The sequence below is a fragment of the Halorubrum sp. SP3 genome (genome assembly GCF_005435195.1).
Lineage (GTDB): Archaea > Halobacteriota > Halobacteria > Halobacteriales > Haloferacaceae > Halorubrum > Halorubrum sodomense.
On record NZ_SGTU01000008.1, the window covers coordinates 38174 to 55289 of the forward strand.

General features: G+C 72.0%; 17 protein-coding genes and 1 pseudogene. 6 read left to right on the plus strand and 12 right to left on the minus strand.

Features of this window, described 5'->3' with window-relative positions; genetic code table 11:
* Positions 1 to 9 precede the first annotated feature (9 nt).
* The 3 genes from EXE42_RS07930 to EXE42_RS07935 all read right to left on the minus strand — a co-directional run bounded on the left by EXE42_RS07930 (position 10) and on the right by EXE42_RS07935 (position 2633).
* The gene (locus EXE42_RS07930) at positions 10 to 1314 is read right to left on the minus strand and encodes a CaiB/BaiF CoA-transferase family protein (RefSeq protein WP_137706272.1); all 1305 of its coding nucleotides are present in this window, start codon (positions 1312 to 1314) and stop codon (positions 10 to 12) included.
* A 116-nt stretch (positions 1315 to 1430) separates the two neighbouring features.
* A complete protein-coding gene (locus tag EXE42_RS19265; protein ID WP_007345976.1) occupies positions 1431 to 1595 on the minus strand; it encodes a hypothetical protein in 165 nt (54 codons plus the stop codon).
* A gap of 54 nt (positions 1596 to 1649) precedes the next feature.
* Positions 1650 to 2633, minus strand: a complete 984-nt coding sequence (locus tag EXE42_RS07935; protein ID WP_092923932.1) for a nucleoside recognition protein — start codon at positions 2631 to 2633, stop codon at positions 1650 to 1652.
* Between the two features lie 124 nt (positions 2634 to 2757).
* On the opposite strand from EXE42_RS07935, the gene EXE42_RS07940 reads away from it, so the two are divergent.
* Entirely contained in the window at positions 2758 to 3666 is a 909-nt protein-coding gene (locus EXE42_RS07940; protein WP_137706273.1) for a hypothetical protein, read from the plus strand.
* Positions 3667 to 3917: 251 nt separating this feature from the next.
* On the opposite strand, the gene EXE42_RS07945 is transcribed toward EXE42_RS07940, so the two are convergent.
* Positions 3918 to 4868, minus strand: a complete 951-nt coding sequence (locus tag EXE42_RS07945) for an aminopeptidase (RefSeq protein WP_137706274.1) — start codon at positions 4866 to 4868, stop codon at positions 3918 to 3920.
* Between the two features lie 184 nt (positions 4869 to 5052).
* On the opposite strand from EXE42_RS07945, the gene EXE42_RS07950 reads away from it, so the two are divergent.
* Complete coding sequence (locus EXE42_RS07950) at positions 5053 to 6120, plus strand: type II glyceraldehyde-3-phosphate dehydrogenase (protein ID WP_092923941.1); 1068 nt, start codon at positions 5053 to 5055, stop codon at positions 6118 to 6120.
* Between the two features lie 46 nt (positions 6121 to 6166).
* On the opposite strand, the gene EXE42_RS19270 is transcribed toward EXE42_RS07950, so the two are convergent.
* The 4 genes from EXE42_RS19270 to EXE42_RS07965 form a co-directional block, all read right to left on the minus strand.
* On the minus strand, positions 6167 to 6343 hold the full coding sequence (locus tag EXE42_RS19270; protein WP_167603427.1) for a hypothetical protein: 177 nt from the start codon (positions 6341 to 6343) through the stop codon (positions 6167 to 6169).
* A 131-nt stretch (positions 6344 to 6474) separates the two neighbouring features.
* Positions 6475 to 6774, minus strand: coding sequence for a hypothetical protein (locus EXE42_RS07955; RefSeq protein WP_092923944.1), 300 nt, complete (start codon positions 6772 to 6774; stop codon positions 6475 to 6477).
* A 93-nt stretch (positions 6775 to 6867) separates the two neighbouring features.
* Positions 6868 to 7872 (minus strand): hypothetical protein, encoded by a 1005-nt coding sequence (locus tag EXE42_RS07960; RefSeq protein WP_137706275.1) that lies wholly within the window; start codon positions 7870 to 7872, stop codon positions 6868 to 6870.
* A 77-nt stretch (positions 7873 to 7949) separates the two neighbouring features.
* Positions 7950 to 10385, minus strand: a complete 2436-nt coding sequence (locus EXE42_RS07965; RefSeq protein WP_137693563.1) for a cation-translocating P-type ATPase — start codon at positions 10383 to 10385, stop codon at positions 7950 to 7952.
* A 124-nt stretch (positions 10386 to 10509) separates the two neighbouring features.
* On the opposite strand from EXE42_RS07965, the pseudogene EXE42_RS07970 reads away from it, so the two are divergent.
* Positions 10510 to 10707: pseudogene (locus EXE42_RS07970) on the plus strand (hypothetical protein); the annotation flags it as partial.
* A 358-nt stretch (positions 10708 to 11065) separates the two neighbouring features.
* Here EXE42_RS07970 and EXE42_RS07975 read toward each other — a convergent pair.
* Positions 11066 to 11542, minus strand: coding sequence for a redoxin domain-containing protein (locus EXE42_RS07975; protein WP_137706276.1), 477 nt, complete (start codon positions 11540 to 11542; stop codon positions 11066 to 11068).
* Positions 11543 to 11633: 91 nt separating this feature from the next.
* Complete coding sequence (locus EXE42_RS07980) at positions 11634 to 12137, minus strand: DUF367 family protein (protein ID WP_092923956.1); 504 nt, start codon at positions 12135 to 12137, stop codon at positions 11634 to 11636.
* 479 nt (positions 12138 to 12616) lie between these two features.
* Here EXE42_RS07980 and EXE42_RS07985 point away from each other — a divergent pair, with 479 nt between their 5' ends.
* From EXE42_RS07985 to EXE42_RS07995, 3 genes are all read left to right on the plus strand, one after another.
* Positions 12617 to 13372, plus strand: a complete 756-nt coding sequence (locus tag EXE42_RS07985; RefSeq protein WP_137706277.1) for a coenzyme F420-0:L-glutamate ligase — start codon at positions 12617 to 12619, stop codon at positions 13370 to 13372.
* Positions 13373 to 13374: 2 nt separating this feature from the next.
* A complete protein-coding gene (locus EXE42_RS07990) occupies positions 13375 to 14358 on the plus strand; it encodes a 5,10-methylenetetrahydromethanopterin reductase (RefSeq protein ID WP_092923962.1) in 984 nt (327 codons plus the stop codon).
* A 207-nt stretch (positions 14359 to 14565) separates the two neighbouring features.
* Positions 14566 to 16224, plus strand: coding sequence for a methyl-accepting chemotaxis protein (locus EXE42_RS07995; protein ID WP_137706316.1), 1659 nt, complete (start codon positions 14566 to 14568; stop codon positions 16222 to 16224).
* Between the two features lie 37 nt (positions 16225 to 16261).
* Here the strand turns inward: EXE42_RS07995 and EXE42_RS08000 are convergent, their stop codons facing one another.
* Positions 16262 to 16501 carry a hypothetical protein gene (locus EXE42_RS08000; protein WP_092923965.1) on the minus strand — a complete coding sequence of 80 codons (240 nt, stop codon included), beginning with the start codon at positions 16499 to 16501 and terminating at the stop codon, positions 16262 to 16264.
* A gap of 64 nt (positions 16502 to 16565) precedes the next feature.
* A complete protein-coding gene (locus EXE42_RS08005; protein WP_092923968.1) occupies positions 16566 to 17036 on the minus strand; it encodes a DoxX family membrane protein in 471 nt (156 codons plus the stop codon).
* Positions 17037 to 17116 lie beyond the last annotated feature (80 nt).

Genomic DNA, 17116 nt, shown 5'->3' on the forward strand with positions numbered 1-17116 from the left:
TGCCCGGTTCTACTCCGAGATCGCGCCGCGTTCACGGAGTTCGTCGATGTCGTCGTCGCCGTAGCCGTACTCGCGGAGGACCGACTCCGTGTGTTCGCCGAGCGCGGGCGGGTGACGGCGGACCGTCGTCGGCGTCCGCGAGAGGTGCATCGGGGAGCCGGGGAACCGTACCGTGCCGGCGGTCGGGTGCTCGGCCGCTTCGAGCATCCCGCGCGCCTCGATCTGGGGGTCGGCGAACACCTCGCTCACGTCGCGGACGCGGCTCGCGGGGACGTCATGGTCCGCCAGCCGCTCGACCGCCTCGTCGGTCGTCATCGCGGCGAAGGTCTCCTCGAGCTCGCGGTCCAGCTCCTCCCGGTTCCGGACGCGCCCCTCGTTCTCCTCGAACCGTTCGTCCGCGAGCAGGTCCGGACGGTCGAGCGCCTCGCACAGCGGGGGCCAGAACCGGTCGGACGAGCAGGCGACGACGACGTAGTCGTCCGCCGTCTCGAACGCGCGGTAGGGGACGATGTTCGGGTGCTTGCTCCCCATCCGCCCCGGCGGCTCGCCGCTGGCGAAGTAGTTCGTCGCCATGTAGCTGGTCCAGGCGGCCTGGCCGTCGAGCAGGCTCACGTCGACCTTCTGGCCGCGGCCGTCGCCGAGCTCGCGTTCGAGCAGCGCCGCGAGGATCGCCTGCGTCGCGTACATCCCGGCGCCGATGTCGGCGAGCGCGACGCCGATCCGGACCGGCGGGCCGCCTTCGACCCCCGTGAACGACATGAACCCGCCCCGGGCCTGCATCGTGATGTCGTAGGCCGGCTCGTCGCGGTCGGGTCCCCACTCGCCGTAGCCGGAGATGGCGCAGTAAACGAGCCCCGGGTTCTCGTCCGCGAGGTCGCCGTAGCCGAGGCCCCACTCCTCCGTCTTGCCGACCCGGAAGTTCTCGACGAGCACGTCGGCCTCGCGGGCGAGGTCGCGGGCGACCGCGCGGCCCGCCTCGGTCGTCAGGTCCAGCTGGATCGAGCGCTTGTTGCGGTTGACGCTCACGTAGTAGGCGCTCTCCGCGCCGTCGTCGCTCTCCGCGCCGTCGTCGCTCTCCGCGCCCTCGTCGTCGCTCCCGCCGCCCTCGCCGCCGTCACCCCTGCTGAACGCCGGCGGGACCCACGTCCGGGTCTGGTCGCCCGGACCGGGCCGTTCGACCTTGATCACCGCCGCGCCGAGGTCGCCCAGCTGCATCGTACAGAACGGCCCGACGAGCACCCGAGAGAGGTCCAGCACCGTGAGCCCGTCCAGCGGCCCCACGTCGCCCTCGGGATCGCGCGCTTCACCGACCACGCGAGATCGCCTCCGCGGACCGTCGCCGTGTCCGGTTCATGCGATCCGGCTCAGCCGCCGGGCTACTGAGTGTTGCGGCGGGGTCGAAGCCGAGCGAAACGGGAGGGACGACCGGATCAGGCCGGGAGGGTGTCGATCCCGTCGATCTCGACGTAGCCGTAGCCGCAGTCGGGGCAGCGCCACTTCGTCTTCTCGCCGAGGTGGAGGGTCATCGCCGCGGTCCGGTAGAACGAGCGGGTCTCGCCGCACGCGGGACAGTCCACGTCCTTTTCGAGCGCCATGTGCCCCGGTCGGTCCGGGGCGGTGTTGAACCTACTGATTCGGGTACGGGAAACTCACCACACCGGTGCGAGCAGCAGCGCGACCGTCGCGGAGATGAAGGCGAGCTTCAGCGCGGTGTTGACGACGATCACCTTCGTGCCGAACGACGCGCCCCAGATCCCGTACTGGAAGGGGATCGAGCGCCGGAACGTCGAGACGGCGAACGAGAGGATGCTCCCGATGAGCAGCGACGCGACCGCGGTGCGGGCGGTGAAGGTGCCGGCTTCGGTCCCGGCCAGCGTCGCCGCGCCCGCGGTCGTGTCGAGCGTGAACACCGCGATGACGGGTACCGCTTCGCCGGGGAGCCCGAGCACGCTCGTGATCGGCTCCGCGACGTCCGTCAGCGCCGCCACGTCGTAGGTCGTGACGAGCCAGATGACGAGCGTGTACACGACCGCGAGCCGCGGGACGATCCGGCGGAGCGTCCCCCACGACTTCTCGGCTGCGTCGCGGACGCGCTCCCGGTCGGTGCGGTCGTCGTCTTCGGGCCCGGTCGCGTCGACGTCGTCGAGCGCGGACCGGTCGACGTTCGACTCGGAGAGGAGCAGTCCGCCGGCGACGACGCCCGTGACCGTGATCAGCAGCGCGATGCCGGCGCGCGCGCCGACGTAGACGGCGCCGGTGGTGACCCCGAGGATCGGGATCAACACCGGGACGTAGTAGGTGAACACGTGCTGGACGAAGCCGAAGAACGTGTTCATCACCACCGCGACGAGCGTCGCGCGGTCGTCGAGCAGCCCGGCCTCGCGGTACTCCGCGAGCGTCGCGTAGCCCGCGGTCGTCGACGCCGCGGTCGTGAGGATCGCCGTGCCGACCTCGTCCGGGAGATTCGCCGGCCGCGTGAGCCATCCCGCGACTCCGGCGACGTACCGGACCAATCCGAACGCGACGGCGACGTTGGCGACGAAGACGCCGCCCGCGATGAACGCCGTGATCCGAGCCAGCCGGGGGACCACGTCCGCGAGCAGCGCCGCGAGGTCGGCGGCGACCGATTGCACGAACCGACGTACGCGAGGGGCGCTCAAATGGCCGTCGGAACGCGCGCCCGTTCGCGTCCCGTCGGAACGCGCGCCCGTTCCAGGCGCGCGGGGCTTATGTCGCCCCGCGGAGAACGCCCGCTCGATGGCTCCCGCCGAGGACGACATCTCGATAGACGAAAAGCGCGTGTACGCGGGCAGCGCCGGCCGCACCGACGCCTACGTCGCGACGGGGGCCGGAGTCGTCCGCGTCTCGCTGTCGGCCGACAAGGTCGGCGCGTTCGACATGGTCGCCCGCGACCCCGCCCGCGACGTCGCGGTCCTCTCGCGCGGCGACGGGGCCCCCGACCTCGTCGCCGCGGCCACGCCCGACGGACTCGCCGTCGCCGCGGTCGGGGACGACCCGGAGTTCGCGCTCGTCGACGACTGTCCGGCGGTCGCGGTGGGCGCGACGGGGGCGCGTGACGGGTCGCTCCTCGTCGCCCGCGAAGACGGCGCGGTCGGGCGCGTCGAGTTACAGGGGGGCGAGGAGGGCGGCCCGTCGGCAGCGCCGTCGACGACGCGGCTCGGATCCGTCGCGGAGCCCCGCGCGGTCGACGGCGCGCTCGTCGCGGGCGCGGAGGGGGTGTACCGGGCGGGCGAGGACGGACTCACGGACGTCGGCCTCGACGACGCGCGCGACGCGGCCGGGTCCGGGACGCCCCTCGCGGCGACCGGTGCGGGGCTCTACTGGCTCGGCAACGGCTGGATGACGGCTCGCGAGGGCGCCGCGGACGCGGTCGCGGCCGACGGCGACGGTCACACGATGGCGGTCGTCGACGGCGATCTGTTGGTTCACTCGGGTGCGGGCGAGTGGGAGGACGAGACGTGGGCGGTCGCGGACCTGCCCGTGGACGAGACGGTCGTCGCGCTCGGGTACGGGCCCGGCGTGTCCGTGGTGGTTACGGGGGTCGGGACGCTCTGCGTGGATGCGGGAGACGGCTGGCGCCACCAGGTGGTCGGCGTCCGCGAGGTGGCAGGCGTGGCGCTCGCGGACGTGGAAGAAGACGAGTGAGACGCGGGATCGCTCGGCGTCTCTCCGTTGCTGCCGGCGCGGCGAACACCGCCTCGCGGCCGCCCCTTCGAGTCCCACCCCGCACCGCTCCGCACAGCTCCTCACGCCTCCCCACCCTCGTCGCTCGCTTCGCTCGCGACTCCCTCGCGCGTGCTGACTCGCGGCCTCCGCTTCGCTCCGGCCGCTCGCCGGCACGCGCCACCGCCTCGTTCATTTGTAAATAAAAAGGTCGATATCCGCTCTAGCCGTTCCTACGCGCTCGGTAGGTCGACCGGCTCGCCGTCGGCGTAGACGGTCGGGTTCCGGACGATGCCGTCGAGGTGGAGCGGCGCGTCGGTCTCGCCGCCGATCCCGGCGTTGTCGCCGATCGCGATGTGAACGGTGCCGCCGGCCTTCTCGTCTAAGAGGACCGAGCCGACCAGTTCCTCGACGCCGCCGTTGGTGCCGATGCCGAGCTCCGCGAGGTTGTAGGCGGCGTCGCCGACCGCCTCGGCGGCGGCCTCCACGTCGGCGCGGATCTCCTCGTCGCCGATCTCGGTCACGAACCCGTCCTCGACCTCGAACGCGAGCGTCTGCCCCTCGTCGAGCAGGCCGTGAGGCATCATCGTCCCGTCGACGACGAACGTCCCGGTCGCGGTCTCGGGCGCGACGAACACCTCGCCCGCGGGGAGGTTCGAGAAGTCGCCCGGCTCCCGGACCATCCCCGTGTCGGCGAGCCACTCGCGGTCGCCGATCCCGAACGTGATGTCGGTGCCGGCGGGCGCGGTGACCCGGACCTCCTCCGCCTCCCCGACCTGCGCGAGCACGCCGTCGCAGGCGGCGTCGATGGCGGCGTAGTCGGCGTCGAGCCCGGTCGCGAACACGTCCTCGGTGATCCCCGGGAGGGTCGCGCCGCGCGCGCCGGCGTCGCAGGCGGCGCCGCGAGCGCGGGTGTGACTCAGGCTCTTCGTCGTCGGCGCGAGGAAGACGTCGGCCTCTCGCATCGCGGCCGCGACCGGCTCCGGGGGTTCCGTCCCGTGCTGGTCCGCCGGCGGATATCGCAGGACCGTCGCGTCGTCGGTGACGTCACTCGCCGCCGCGTAGAGCGCCTCGCCGATCGGCTCGCGCTCGTCGTCGGTAACCACGACGACCGACTCGTCGGGCGCGACGTTCAGACACTGTTCGACCGCGGTCGACGCGGCGTCGGAGAGGTCGGTTGCCATACCCGCGTCTCCGTCCGGCCGGGCGTTAGGCCTTGCCATCGACGAATTCACTCTATTCCGTAACCGAATTATTTACGTCCGGTGCCGATCGCCGTCGAATTAACCGACCGCTTACTCGTGGGGTAGTTAATTTCATTTTGCTGTTCTCGAAAACATTATGTCGGTCCCCGAGCGACGGACAGGCATGATACGCGTGGGCGTCAACGGGTACGGCACGATCGGGAAGCGGGTCGCGGACGCCGTCGCGGCTCAGCCCGACATGGAGCTCGCCGGCGTGACGAAGGCGTCGCCCGACTACGGGGTCGAGGCCGCTGCTCGCCGCGACTACGCCCTGTACGCGGCCGTCGAGGACCGCGCCGACGAGTTCGCGGCCGCCGGCGTCGACCTGGCCGGAACCCTCGGCGACCTGCTCGACGCCGTCGACGTCGTCGTCGACTGCGCGCCCTCCGGCGTCGGGGAGCGCAACGCGCCCGTCTACGAGGCCCACGACACCCCGGCGATCTTTCAGGGCGGCGAGGACGTCGCCGTCGCAGACGCCTCGTTCAACGCCCGCGGCCGGTTCGAGGCGGCGCGGGGCGCCGACTCCGTCCGGGTCGTCTCCTGTAACACCACCGCGCTCTCGCGGCTGCTCGCGCCCCTCGACGAGACGTACGGCGTCGAGAAGGCGCGCGTCACCCTCGTGCGCCGCGGCGGTGACCCGAGCGAGACCGACCGCGGTCCGATAAACGACATCGTCCCCGACCCGGCGACGGTCCCCTCTCACCACGGCCCGGACGTGAACGAGATACTTCCCGACCTCGCGGTCGACACCGCGGCGCTGCGGGCGCCGGTCACGGCGATGCACACACACAGCGTCAACGTCACCCTCGAGACCGACCCCGACTCGCAGGCCGTCCGCGACCTGCTCGCCGGCGAGAGCCGCATCTTCCTCGTCCCCGAGGCGGCCGACGTCGACGGCGCCGGCGCCCTGAAGGAGTACGCGGCCGACGCGGGCCGCCCCCGCGGTGACCTCTGGGAGAACTGCGTCTGGGAGGAGTCGATAAGCGTCGCGGGACGGGACCTCTACCTCTTCCAGAACGTCCACCAGGAGGCGGACGTCGTCCCGGAGAACGTCGACGCGATCCGCGCGATGGCGACCGACGTCGACGCGGCCGAGTCGATCGCGCGCACGAACGAGACGCTCGGCGTGGGCCTCGACAGCCGACTCGGGGGCGGCGACGCGGCGCACACGGAGCTGACGGCCGACGACTGACGGCCGCTACCAGTTCTCTCCCCTCGTCGCTGCCCGGCGGCAGCGGTCACTCGCTCGGTCGCGTGACGAGGAACGTCCGCCCGCCGCGGCGTTCGAGGTGGACCTCGCTGCCGTCGACGCGGTTCGCCCGGACCCGTTCCGGGAGGCGGTCGGTTCGACACTCGGTGACGTCCACGCGCGTCGGCGTCGCGTACCGCGGTCGGTCGGCGGTGACTGCGCTCATACGTCTCGGTCGAGCCGGAACGCACCTATAACCGAGCCGTCCGCGGAGTGAAAGTGAAAGTGGAGGGTTCCGGCTCGCCGGCGGCCGGCTCGAGACCTCGACCGGGCGGAGACTCCCGCTTCGGTTCCCGCTTAACGACGGAGGTCGGTCGCCTCGTCGTCCTCGACGAACCGCACCGTGAAGTAGTCGTAGCCGCCGTAGGCGGCGTCGAGCGCGCCCATCCACCAGTTCCACCGTTCGACCAGCGAGGAGCCGTCCGGCGCGTCCTCCAGGTGGCCGATCACTCCCGCCACGGTCAGTCCGTGGCCGCGGTCCTCGGAGGGTCGTTCGGAGTCGACGAGGTCGCGGGCCGCCCGCGAGACGGCGCGCCGTTCGGCCTCGCTCCCGCCGAACTCGTCTTCGAGCGCACTTTCCAGGCGCTGTCTGTCCATACCCGTGTTTAGGGGTTGCGGGTATATGAGTCGCGTGGTAGGGGGTGGCACGTCCGGTGTGCCGGCGGGCCGGGGTCCGACCGCGTCCCCGGCTCACAGCCGTGCCGCGAGCGCGAGAAACAGCAGCGAGAACGGCGCCGTGAGCAGCGCCAGCGCCAGTCCGCCCGCCCCCTCGCCGGCCGCGACGGCCACGAGGAGGCCGACGACGAGCGAGAACGACCCCAACACGGCGAGCGTGAGCCGTTCCGGGACGCTCGCGCGGTCCGGGCCGTCGCTCGCGGAGAGCACCGCGTCGAGCGCCGACTCGACCGCGTCGGCGCGGTCGGTCGGAACGAACAGCCACGGCGTCGACCGGAACCACGCGTTCCCGCGGTACGCGAGCAGGAACAGCGTCGTCCACCGGAGGTCGATCCGCCGCGTCCGCACGACCGACCCGAGGTCGTCGCTCCGGGTTCGGTCGTAGCTCGGGTCGGTCCGCTCGACCGTCGCTTCGGCCGGATCGAGCCGGACGACCTTCCCCGACGACTGGGCGACGGCCGGCACGAACCAGACGAGCCAGAACAGCGGCCAGAAGGCGGGGAGAAAATCCGTCGGGAGCGCCATCGCCGCGGCGACGACCGCGCCGAGCCCGGCGAGCGTCCACCCGGGACTGAGCGCGCCCGCGGCCTCGCGCAGCCGGGAGACCGTCAGCTCGCTGACGGGGGTCTCGCGGTACCAGACGTACAGCGAGGGGAGGGTGGCGACCGCGAGCGCGAACAGGAACCCGACGGCGACGGCGGCCTCGGCGAGGCCGACGGTCGGCGGCTCGAACCCGCCGGCCCCACTGAGCGCGGCGACGGCGACGGCGCCGATTCCGACGAGGACCGCGCCGACGATCCCGCCCGTCGCGCCGGCGGCGAGCGAGCGGAGCCGGTCGTGGCGGACCGGTCCCCACTCGATCGCCCCGGGTCCGGGACCGCGACCCCCGTCGACGCCGGCGGCGGTTCCCGAGTCGTCGCGCTCGCTCGGCTCCTCGCGCTCGGCGTCCTCGACCGATTCGGGGGGGTCGACGGCGTCGACCGCGTCGGCCGCGGCCGCGGGTCCGCGCTCGGAGGGCATACGCGCGAATTACCGCGGGTCAGATAAAAATCGTGAGGGCGGTTCCGCCGGCTTCCGCCGAAAGACGGCGCGCTCCGCTACGCGCCGGACTCGTCGGGGTCCGCGTCCGCCGCCGGCGGCTCGGCGGGCTCGACGTTGCCGAGGCGGAGCGCGTTGCCGGTGACGCCGAGGCTCATCCCCATGTCGCCGACGACCACGGCCATCGCGACGCTCACGTAGCCGAGCGGTGCGCCCGCGGCGAGCAGCGCCTTGACGGCGAGCGAGGCCCCGATGTTCGTCCGGATCGTCGAACTCGCGCGCGAGGAGAGGTCGATCACGTACGGGAGCCGCGTCAGGTCGTCGGCCATCAGCGCCACGTCCGCGGTCTCGATGGCGGTGTCGGTGCCGGCGGCGCCCATCGCGATACCCACGTCTGCGGCCGCCAGCGCGGGCGCGTCGTTGATCCCGTCCCCGATCATCGCGACGCCGCCGTCGGTCTCGGCCGCGAGTTCCCGCACGGCCGCGACCTTCTCGTCCGGGAGCAGCTCCGCGCGCACCTCGTCGACGCCGACGCGCTCGCCGATCGCCCGGGCGGTCCGCTCGTTGTCGCCGGTGAGCATCGCGACGCGGTCGACCCCGAGGCCGTGGAGCCGGTCGACGACCCACGCCGCCTCCGGGCGGACGGTGTCCGCGACCGCGATGACGCCCTCCAGCTCCGCCTCGGTCCCCACGAGGACGACCGTCTTCCCCTCGGCCTGGAGCCGGGGGATCGTCTCGCTCGCCAGGTCGAGGTACCGGCCGTGGTCGCAGGGCTCGGGTTCGGTGACGCTTGCGCTCGCGTCGTCGTGGGCGTCGCCGTCCGCGTCGCGCTCCCGAATCACGCCGCCGTCCGAGCGGACGTGCGCGTGGCTCAGGTCGAAGCCCAGCTCCTCGAACAGCGAGGGCTTGCCGGCGTAGTGGGTCTCGCCGTCGAGGTCGGCGCGGACGCCCTCGCCGGTCAGCGCCTCGAAGTCGGTGACGTCGGTCTCGGCCGTCGATCCGTCGACTGCGGCCGCCTCGCCACCCGTCTCGGCGCCGTGCGCGACGATCGCCGCCGCGACCGGGTGCTCGCTCCGACGCTCGATGGCGGTCGCGCACGCGAGGACGTCGTCGGCGTCGCGGTCGCCCAGCGGGACGACGTCGGTCACCGACAGTTCGCCGCGCGTGAGCGTCCCGGTCTTGTCGAGCGCGACGGCGTCGACGTCGCCGGCGGCCTCCAGGTGCTCGCCGCCCTTGATGAGGACTCCGTTGCGAGCGGCCGCCGTGACGCCGGAGACGACGCTGACGGGGGTCGAGATGACGAACGCGCACGGACACGCGACCACGAGCAGCGTGAGCCCGCGGACGAACCACGTCTCCGCGCCGCCGCCGACGAGGACCGGGCCGAGCGTCGCGGTGGCGATCGCGCCGACCACGACGATCGGGGTGTAGACGCTCGCGAACCGGTCGACGAACCGCTCGGCGCGGGTCTCCTCGCCGTTGGCGGCCTCAACGAGCTCGACGACCTTCGCGATCGTCGACTCCTCCGCGGGCGCGGTCGCCTCGATCTCGAGGTAGCCGGCCTCGTTGATCGAGCCGGCGTACACCTCGTCTCCGAGCGCCTTCTCCGCGGGGACCGACTCGCCGGTGATCGGCGACTCGTCGACGGCGCCGGAGCCCTCGCGGACGACCCCGTCGAGGGGGACGCGCTCGCCGGGGCGCACCGCCAGCCGCTCGCCCGTGGCGACGCTCTCGGCGGGCACCGTCACCTCCTCGCCGTCGCGGATCACGACCGCCTCGTCGGGCGACAGCTCCATCAGCTCGCGGAGGGAGGTGCGCGCCCGGTCGATCGAGTAGCGTTCGAGGAGCTCCGCGACCGAGAACAGCACCGCGAGCGTCGCCGCCTCGAACGGGAGGTCCACGAGCAGCGCGGCGACGACGCCCACGCTCATCAGGAGGTCGATATCGAGGCTCAGGCCGCGAAGCGAGTAGAAGCCGTTCCGGAAGATCGGCGGGCCGGCGACGGCGACGGCCAGCAGGTACGCGACCGACGCGCCGGTGACGGCCCACGGTCCGAGGAAGCCGACGCCGCCGATAGTGGCGAACGTCGGGTCGAGGCCCGGGAGCAGCCACTCCAGGACGAGCCCGACCGCGAGGAAGGCGCCGCCGACCGCGGTCGCGACCGCACGGGGGCTCGTGAACAGGTCGTCGGCGACGCCGTCGGACTCGGCGTCCGCGACCGCGTAGCCGGCGCGCTCGACGGCGGCCGTCAGCGCCTCGGCGTCGGTCCGGTCGGGGTCGTACGCGAGGACGACGACGCCCGTCGTCGGGCGGGTGTCGACCGAGAGGACGCCCTCGCGGTCCAGCGCCCCCTCGACTTTCCCGGCGCACGACGCGCAGTCCATGTCCGGCACCGCGAGCCGGAGTTGCGCCCCGTCGGGGCGATCGGTCGCCTCGCCGGGCCGTCGATCGGTCGACCCCGCGTCGGGGCCGTTCGATTCGCGTGTGTCGCTCATTGGGTCCCCCTATCCGCCGCAGCGTTATTAATTCGGCTGCCATTCTTGCGGATTATTTTATGAAATATTATTAAAATAGCACTTAGAGATAATAAAACGTCCGCGAGTGTTTATCGGTCTATTGCTACTCGCGGGGTCGGTGAGTGGGATCGTCGTCACCTTCGCGCTCGCCGCGTTCGGGAGCCTCGTCGGGCTGGTCGGCGGGCCGCTCGGGAGCCTGCTCGCCGTCGCCGGCGTCCTCGCGGTCGGGCTGTTCCTCACGTTCCTGTTCGCGGTCGACTCGGCGCTCGCGGGCGCCATCGGCGGCGGCGTCGCGAGATAAGCGCGTTTTTGCGAGACAGTCGGCTTTGAGGGATCGAAAAGAGTAGTTTTCTCATCGGCGCGCGCCTCCGAGCGGGCCTGTGGCCCGCGAGGAGCGCGTGCGAGGGAGTCGGTCGCCGAGCGAAGCGACGGCGACCGACGAGGCTGGGGAGGCGTGAGGTGCGGTTGCTGTGCTGTGCTGCTGTGCTGTGCGGGGGGCCTCGCGGCTGGGGCTTTGGGAGTGTTCGCCGTCGATCCGTCAGCAGGTATTTATGGGCGATCGGCTGGGGCTCCAGAGGGATGCGCCACTACGGGTACCTCGCTGTGTTATAAAGCGATGACTGAACGGTACCGGAACCGACTACTCCGCTACCAGTCGCTTATGAAGCGCTCTCGACGGCGTCGAGGACCGCGTCGTAGTCGGGTTCGTTCGTCGGGTCGTCGGCGACCCAGTCGTAGACGACCTGGCCGTCGTCGTCGATCACGAACACGGCGCGGTTCGCGATCCCGTGGAGCCCGAGCTCGGCGATGTCGATCTCGAGGTCGTACGCCCTGATCGCGTCGCCGGCCATGTCGCTCACGAGGTCGAACTCGATGCCGTGTTCCTCGCGGAACGCGCCCTGCGAGAACGGCGAGTCGGCGCTGATCCCGAGCAGGGTGGCGCCGGCCCTCTCGAACGCGTCGGCGCGTTCCTGGAACGCGATCATCTCGTTCGTACACGGCGGCGTGAACGCGCCGGGGAAGAACGCGAGCACGACCGGCCCGTCGCCGACGTGGTCGTCGAGGTCGAACGGCTCGTGGTCGCTCGTCCCGATCGTCGCGGTGAACGTGGGTGCGGCGTCGCCTGTGGATACCATCGTCACGTCGTACGGTCGATTCACGCAAAAGGCTTGTCGCGACCCCGTTCGGTGCCGGTATCGGCGCGGGAGGGGTCGGACCGCGTCGGGGCTACTCGCGGTCGAGGTACTCCTGCTGGACCGCGACGATCTCCGACGAGTCCTCGCAGTCGGCGTACCGCCGGAGCGGCTCCGCGTTGAGTTCGAGGAACGTCTCGCCCCACGTGAACTTCGCGAGGACGCGCTCCGCGTGGTCGCGCTCGCCGAGGATTATCAGCGCGGCCGCGAACGCCTCGACGGTGGTGAGCCGCATCGGCCGCCCGAAGTTCACGGGGTTCGCGGCGACGAGGTACGGCAGCGCGCGGTGTTCGCCCGGGAGCGTGAACTGCTTCTCGCCGGCCGACTCCCACGAGCAGTCGAGCGCGACGAGCGCGTTCTCGCGAGCCATCTCGGCGTCCGCGGGCGAGAGCGCCCGCTCCGCGTGGGGGTTAAGGACGACTCCGTACGGCGTGGCCCGGTCCGAGCGGTGAAGCTCCGCGAGGTCGAAGCGCGAGAGCTTCCGGGCCGTACACTTCTCGGGGTCGTCGTCGCCCTCGTACCGGACGTGGAGGTCCACACCTCGGGTTCGGCGGAGCCGGACATAAGCCGTGCGGACGGTGACCGGTTACCGCGCAAAAATGAGGGAAGCCGAGGCCCGCGGCCCGTCACGGGGCGCGGGTCCGCGTCACGATCGGCTCGTCGTCGTCGGTTTCCGACGGGACGCGGGTCCGCGTCCCGATCGGCATCGATTCGTCTTCCGTCGATTGCTCACACATTACACGCGACGGTCTCACCTCACCACGGAAAACAGTTCGGCTAAGTGATTCATTATTCCGGGGATATCCTAATATCCGTTTACTCTACAGACGCGGAGTGGCACGTACACGAGTAATTATTGATTTTCGAATCCGATTCTCGTATTCGATCTCGAACTCTTACTTCGTGGTTCGCTCCGAGCCGCGTCGCGCCGACTTGGGGAGCTTCAAACCCCGCCGGATACCGTCAAGCTGGCCCGGTACCGGCGGGGTTTTTCCTCGTCGCCGCGCAGGTACATGTATGGAGGTGTTCGCGGTCCCGGACCTCCCGGAGATTAGGGAGGGAGACGACCTCGCGGCGATGATCGACGAGCGCGTCGACCTCCGTGCGGACGACGTGGTCGTCGTCGCCAGCACGGTCGTCTCGAAGGCCGAGGGGCGCGTCTTCGACCTCGCTGACTTCCCGGCGAGCCCGCGAGCGGAGGCGGTCGCCGACCGCCTCGCCGAAATCGCGGGCGAGGAGAAGGACCCGCGCTTCGCGCAGGCCGTCATCGAGGAGTCGACGGAGCTGATCACCGAAGCGCCGTTCCTCCTCACCGCGACCCGCTTCGGGCATATCGGCGTCAACGCGGGCATCGACCGCTCGAACGTCCCCGACGGCGACCTGCTGCTGCTCCCGGAACGGCCCTCCGAGAGCGCCGAGCGGATCCGCGAGGGGATCGCGGCCGACCGCGTCGTCGTCAGCGACACCTGCGGCCGCCCCTTCAGACACGGCCAGCGCGGGGTCGCGATCGGGTGGGCGGGAATGCCCGCGAGCCGCGACTGGCGCGGCGAACGCGACCGCGACGGCCGCGAGATGGGCGTCACCGTCCAGAACGTGGTCGACGAGCTCGCCGCCGCCGCCAACCTCGTCGCCGGCGAGGGCGACGGGGGCACCCCGGTCGTCGTCGTCCGCGACTGGGCGTTCGGCGACCACGACGGCTCGGACGAACACTTCCGCGAGGTCGAGGGCGACTTCGTCCGGCAGGCGCTGCGCGACTGGAGCTACGAGGAGTAACTATGCTCGGCATCGAACTCACCCCCGAACACGAGTTGTCCCGCCTCGTCGACCTCGGCGTCCGCGCCGAGGACGCCGGCTACGACGCCGTCTACTCGACGTGTCACTACAACAACCGCGACCCGTGGGCGTTCCTCTCGCGGCTCGCGGCCGCCACCGACTCGGTCCGGCTCGGCCCGGGCGTCGCGAACCCCTCCGAGACCCACCCCGTGACGCTCGCCTCGAAGGTCGCCACCCTCGACGAGCTGTCGGAGGGGCGCGCCGTCCTCGGTATCGGCCCCGGCGACCCCTCGACGCTCAAAAACCTCGGACTCGAAGACGAGCGCGGACTCCGTCCCGTGCTGGAGGCGTTCAAGACCGCACAGAAGCTGTGGGCCGGCGAGCGCGTCGACCACGAGGGGACCTTCGACGCCGCGGACGCGGGGCTCAACTACGAGCCTCCGCAGGGCGCCGACGTCCCGGTTCACGTCGGCGGCGAGGGGCCGCACATGTGCCGGATGGCGGCGAAACACGCCGACGGACTGCTGTACAACGGCTCGCATCCGAAGGACCTCGCGTGGGCCCGCGAGCAGGTCGACGACGGCCTCGCGGATCGCCCCGACCGCCGGGGCGAGTTCGACCTGATCGCCTACGCCGCGGTGTCGGTCGCCGAGAGCGAGGCCGCCGCCCGCGAGGCCGCCCGCCCGCCGGTCGCGTTCATCGCCGCGGGTGCGGCCCCCCCCGTCCTGAAGCGCCACGGGATCGACTCGGACGCGGCGAGCGAGATCGGCGAGCGCGTCTCCGCCGGCGAGTTCTCGGCCGCGTTCGAGCGCGTGACGCCCGCGATGGTCGACGCGTTCTGCATGGCCGGCACCCCCGAGACCGTCCGCGAGCGCGCCGCCGCCGTCGCCGAACACGCCGACGGGCTCGTGGTCGGGTCGCCGCTCGGACCCGACTTGGAGAGCGCCGTCGACCTCGCGGCCGAGGCGGTCGACGGACTGTTCTGAGGCGCCGCGACGCCGTGACCGCCCGCCGCCCGTTCCCGGTCGCCCCCTCACGGGCGGCGGATTCTCACCCCCTGACAATCGGGAATCGGTCGTGATAACCTCGGCGGGAGGTTCATAACCCGCTCTCGTCGAGGTCCGAACATGTCCACGACACGACGGCGCCGCCCCGGGATACGCGGGCGGTACGAGGCCCTCCTGTGGCGGACGATGGACGCGCTCGGCGTCTCCGAGTCGATAGAGCGCAAGGTCGCCACGGCGGTCGGCATCCAGTTCCTCGTCACCGTCGGCATCTTCCTCACGCAGTTCGTCGTCTCCGGGACCGCCGCGTACGTCGCCTCCGGGGCGCTGTTCCTCGGGGCCGTCGTCGCAATCTACAACACGCTGCTCATCGTCCGGCGCGACTTCGCCGCCCCGATCCGCGCGCTCGAACGCGAGGCGGAGGCGATCGCCGCGGGGGAGCTCGACGGGAGAGACGGGGGGACCGCCGACGCCCTCGATCCGACCCAGCCCGACGAGATCGGGAACCTCGTCGGCGCGTTCGACGAGGTCCACCGATACCTCACGACCGTCTCCGCGCAGGCGGAGGCGCTCGCGGCCCAGGAGTTCGACGACCCGGCGCTCGACGAGGCGGTCCCCGGCTCCTTCGGCGCGTCGCTCGACGAGATGGCCGGGAACCTCGCCGCGTACACCACCGAGATGGAGGCGCTCGTCGACGCCTTCGGCGACGCCGCGGAGCGCGCGCAGGACGGCGACCTGACGGCGACGATCGACGACGAGGCGCTGGCGACCGACGAGGACCGCTACGCCGAACTCGTCGACAACTACAACCGGCTCGTCGCGACGCTGGGCGAGACGCTCGGCGACGTCGGCGCGTTCACGGCGGACGTGGCCGGCACCGCGGACGAGGTGCGCGCGAGCATGGACGAGGTCGACGACGCGAGCGGCGAGGTGGCCGGCTCGGTCCAGGAGATCTCAGACGGCGCGGCCGAACAGACCGACGAGCTGGAGGCGATCGCCGCCGAGATGAACACGCTGTCAGCGACCGTCGAGGAGATCGCGGCGAGCGCGGACGACGCCGCAGAGACCGCCCGCGACGCGGCCGAGCGGGGTCGGTCCGGCCGCGAGGAGGCCGCCGAGGCGATCGCGGAGCTGGAGGCGCTCGAATCCCGTATCGGCGAGACGGCGGCCGCGGTCACCGACCTCGCAGATCGGGTCGGCGAGATCGACGAGATCGCGGCCGTGATCGACGAGATCGCGGAGGAGACCAACCTGCTCGCGCTGAACGCCTCCATCGAGGCGGCGCGCGCCGACGGCTCCGGCGACGGGTTCGCGGTCGTCGCGGACGAGGTGAAGTCGCTCGCGGAGGAGACCCGCGAGTCCGCGGCGGAGATATCTGGGCGCATCGAGGCGGTTCAGGAGGCGTCGGCGGAGACCGCGGCCGACGCCGAGGCGATGGAGGCGCAGGTCGCGGACGGCGTCGAGACGATCGAGTCGACGCTGCGGGAGTTCGAGGGGGTCGTCGAGGAGGTGACGACCGTCGACGAGACCGTCCAGGAGATCAGCGACGCGACCGACGACCAGGCGCGCACGACCCAGGAGGTCGTCGACATGGTCGACGGGGTCGCCTCCGTGAGCGGACAGACCGCGACCGAGGCGGAGACCGTCGCGGCCGCGGCCGAGCAGCAGACCGCGACCGTCTCCGAGGTGACCGAGCGTGTCCACGCCCTCTCGGACCAGTCCGACCGGCTGCTGGCGCGGCTGAACGAGTTCGAGGTCCCGGACGGAACGGGCGGAGCCGCGGGTTCGATCGGCGGTCCGGAGCGCCGCGTCGGGACCCCGCGGGCCGCCGGCGTCGACGACGACTGAGGAGACGGACGGGGGCCCGGACCGCGATCCCGGGGCGCTACTCCGAGCGCCCGCGCCCGCCGAGCGAGGGGAGGTCCACGCCGATTTCGCCGAGCAGCGCGCCGACCGCCGCGTACCCGAGCACGCCGACGGACGCGACGAGCAGGACCTGTCCGACGACGACGAGCAGCGCCGAGAGCGGGTCGCCCGCGCCGAGGATCAGGTCGTTCAGGAAGATGTCGACGAACCGCCCGATGTCGCCGACCAGCCGGGAGACGAAGTCGATGAGCGCCATCATGGGCCACGGTTGGAACGGGGGGTACTTGGGTGTTGAGTTCGCGGCCGCGCCGCGGGCGTCAGCCTCACGCCTCCGCCGCCGTCGACTCCGCCTCGTCGGCGCGCGCGTACCGCAGCGCCCAGCCGATCAGGACCGCCTGGAACGGGAGGCGGACCCACGCCGCGAGCCGCGCCGGGCCGGCGAGCCGGTCCGGGACGAGGTCCTCGATGACGTCGCCGCGAGCGAGGTGGACGTTGGCCGGGAACACCGCTACGAGGAGGGCGACGATCCCCCACGCCGACGGGCGCCGCGTCCGAGGCCACGCGACCCCGATCCCGAGGAGGATCTCGGCGATCCCGGAGAGGTACACCAGCCCGACCGGCCGCGGGAACGACGGCGGAACCGCCTCCGCGAAGCGCTCGGGGATCAGAAAGTGCGCGACCCCGGCAGTGACGTACGTCGCGCCCATCAGCGGCGCGAACGACCGCTCGGGGCCGTCGGGGTCGCCGGAATCGTCCGCGGGCTCCTCCGTACGGGTTCGGTCCGCGTCGGTCATACGTCGCCACACGAGCGGGAGGCGTATCAGTCCTCGCCGCCCGCGACGGCGACCCGCCGGGATTCCGGGAACCGAACGTC

Excerpts from the sequence above, each read along its gene's own strand:
- EXE42_RS19265 (WP_007345976.1), bottom strand. The coding sequence starts at position 1,595 with ATGGCGCTCGAAAAGGACGTGGACTGTCCCGCGTGCGGCGAGACCCGC.
- EXE42_RS07940 (WP_137706273.1), top strand. The coding sequence starts at position 2,758 with ATGGCTCCCGCCGAGGACGACATCTCGATAGACGAAAAGCGCGTGTAC.
- EXE42_RS07945 (WP_137706274.1), bottom strand. The coding sequence starts at position 4,868 with ATGGCAACCGACCTCTCCGACGCCGCGTCGACCGCGGTCGAACAGTGT.
- EXE42_RS07950 (WP_092923941.1), top strand. The coding sequence starts at position 5,053 with ATGATACGCGTGGGCGTCAACGGGTACGGCACGATCGGGAAGCGGGTC.
- EXE42_RS19270 (WP_167603427.1), bottom strand. The coding sequence starts at position 6,343 with ATGAGCGCAGTCACCGCCGACCGACCGCGGTACGCGACGCCGACGCGC.
- EXE42_RS07955 (WP_092923944.1), bottom strand. The coding sequence starts at position 6,774 with ATGGACAGACAGCGCCTGGAAAGTGCGCTCGAAGACGAGTTCGGCGGG.
- EXE42_RS07960 (WP_137706275.1), bottom strand. The coding sequence starts at position 7,872 with ATGCCCTCCGAGCGCGGACCCGCGGCCGCGGCCGACGCGGTCGACGCC.
- EXE42_RS07965 (WP_137693563.1), bottom strand. The coding sequence starts at position 10,385 with ATGAGCGACACACGCGAATCGAACGGCCCCGACGCGGGGTCGACCGAT.
- EXE42_RS07975 (WP_137706276.1), bottom strand. The coding sequence starts at position 11,542 with ATGGTATCCACAGGCGACGCCGCACCCACGTTCACCGCGACGATCGGG.
- EXE42_RS07985 (WP_137706277.1), top strand. The coding sequence starts at position 12,617 with ATGGAGGTGTTCGCGGTCCCGGACCTCCCGGAGATTAGGGAGGGAGAC.
- EXE42_RS07990 (WP_092923962.1), top strand. The coding sequence starts at position 13,375 with ATGCTCGGCATCGAACTCACCCCCGAACACGAGTTGTCCCGCCTCGTC.
- EXE42_RS07995 (WP_137706316.1), top strand. The coding sequence starts at position 14,566 with ATGGACGCGCTCGGCGTCTCCGAGTCGATAGAGCGCAAGGTCGCCACG.
- EXE42_RS08000 (WP_092923965.1), bottom strand. The coding sequence starts at position 16,501 with ATGATGGCGCTCATCGACTTCGTCTCCCGGCTGGTCGGCGACATCGGG.
- EXE42_RS08005 (WP_092923968.1), bottom strand. The coding sequence starts at position 17,036 with ATGACCGACGCGGACCGAACCCGTACGGAGGAGCCCGCGGACGATTCC.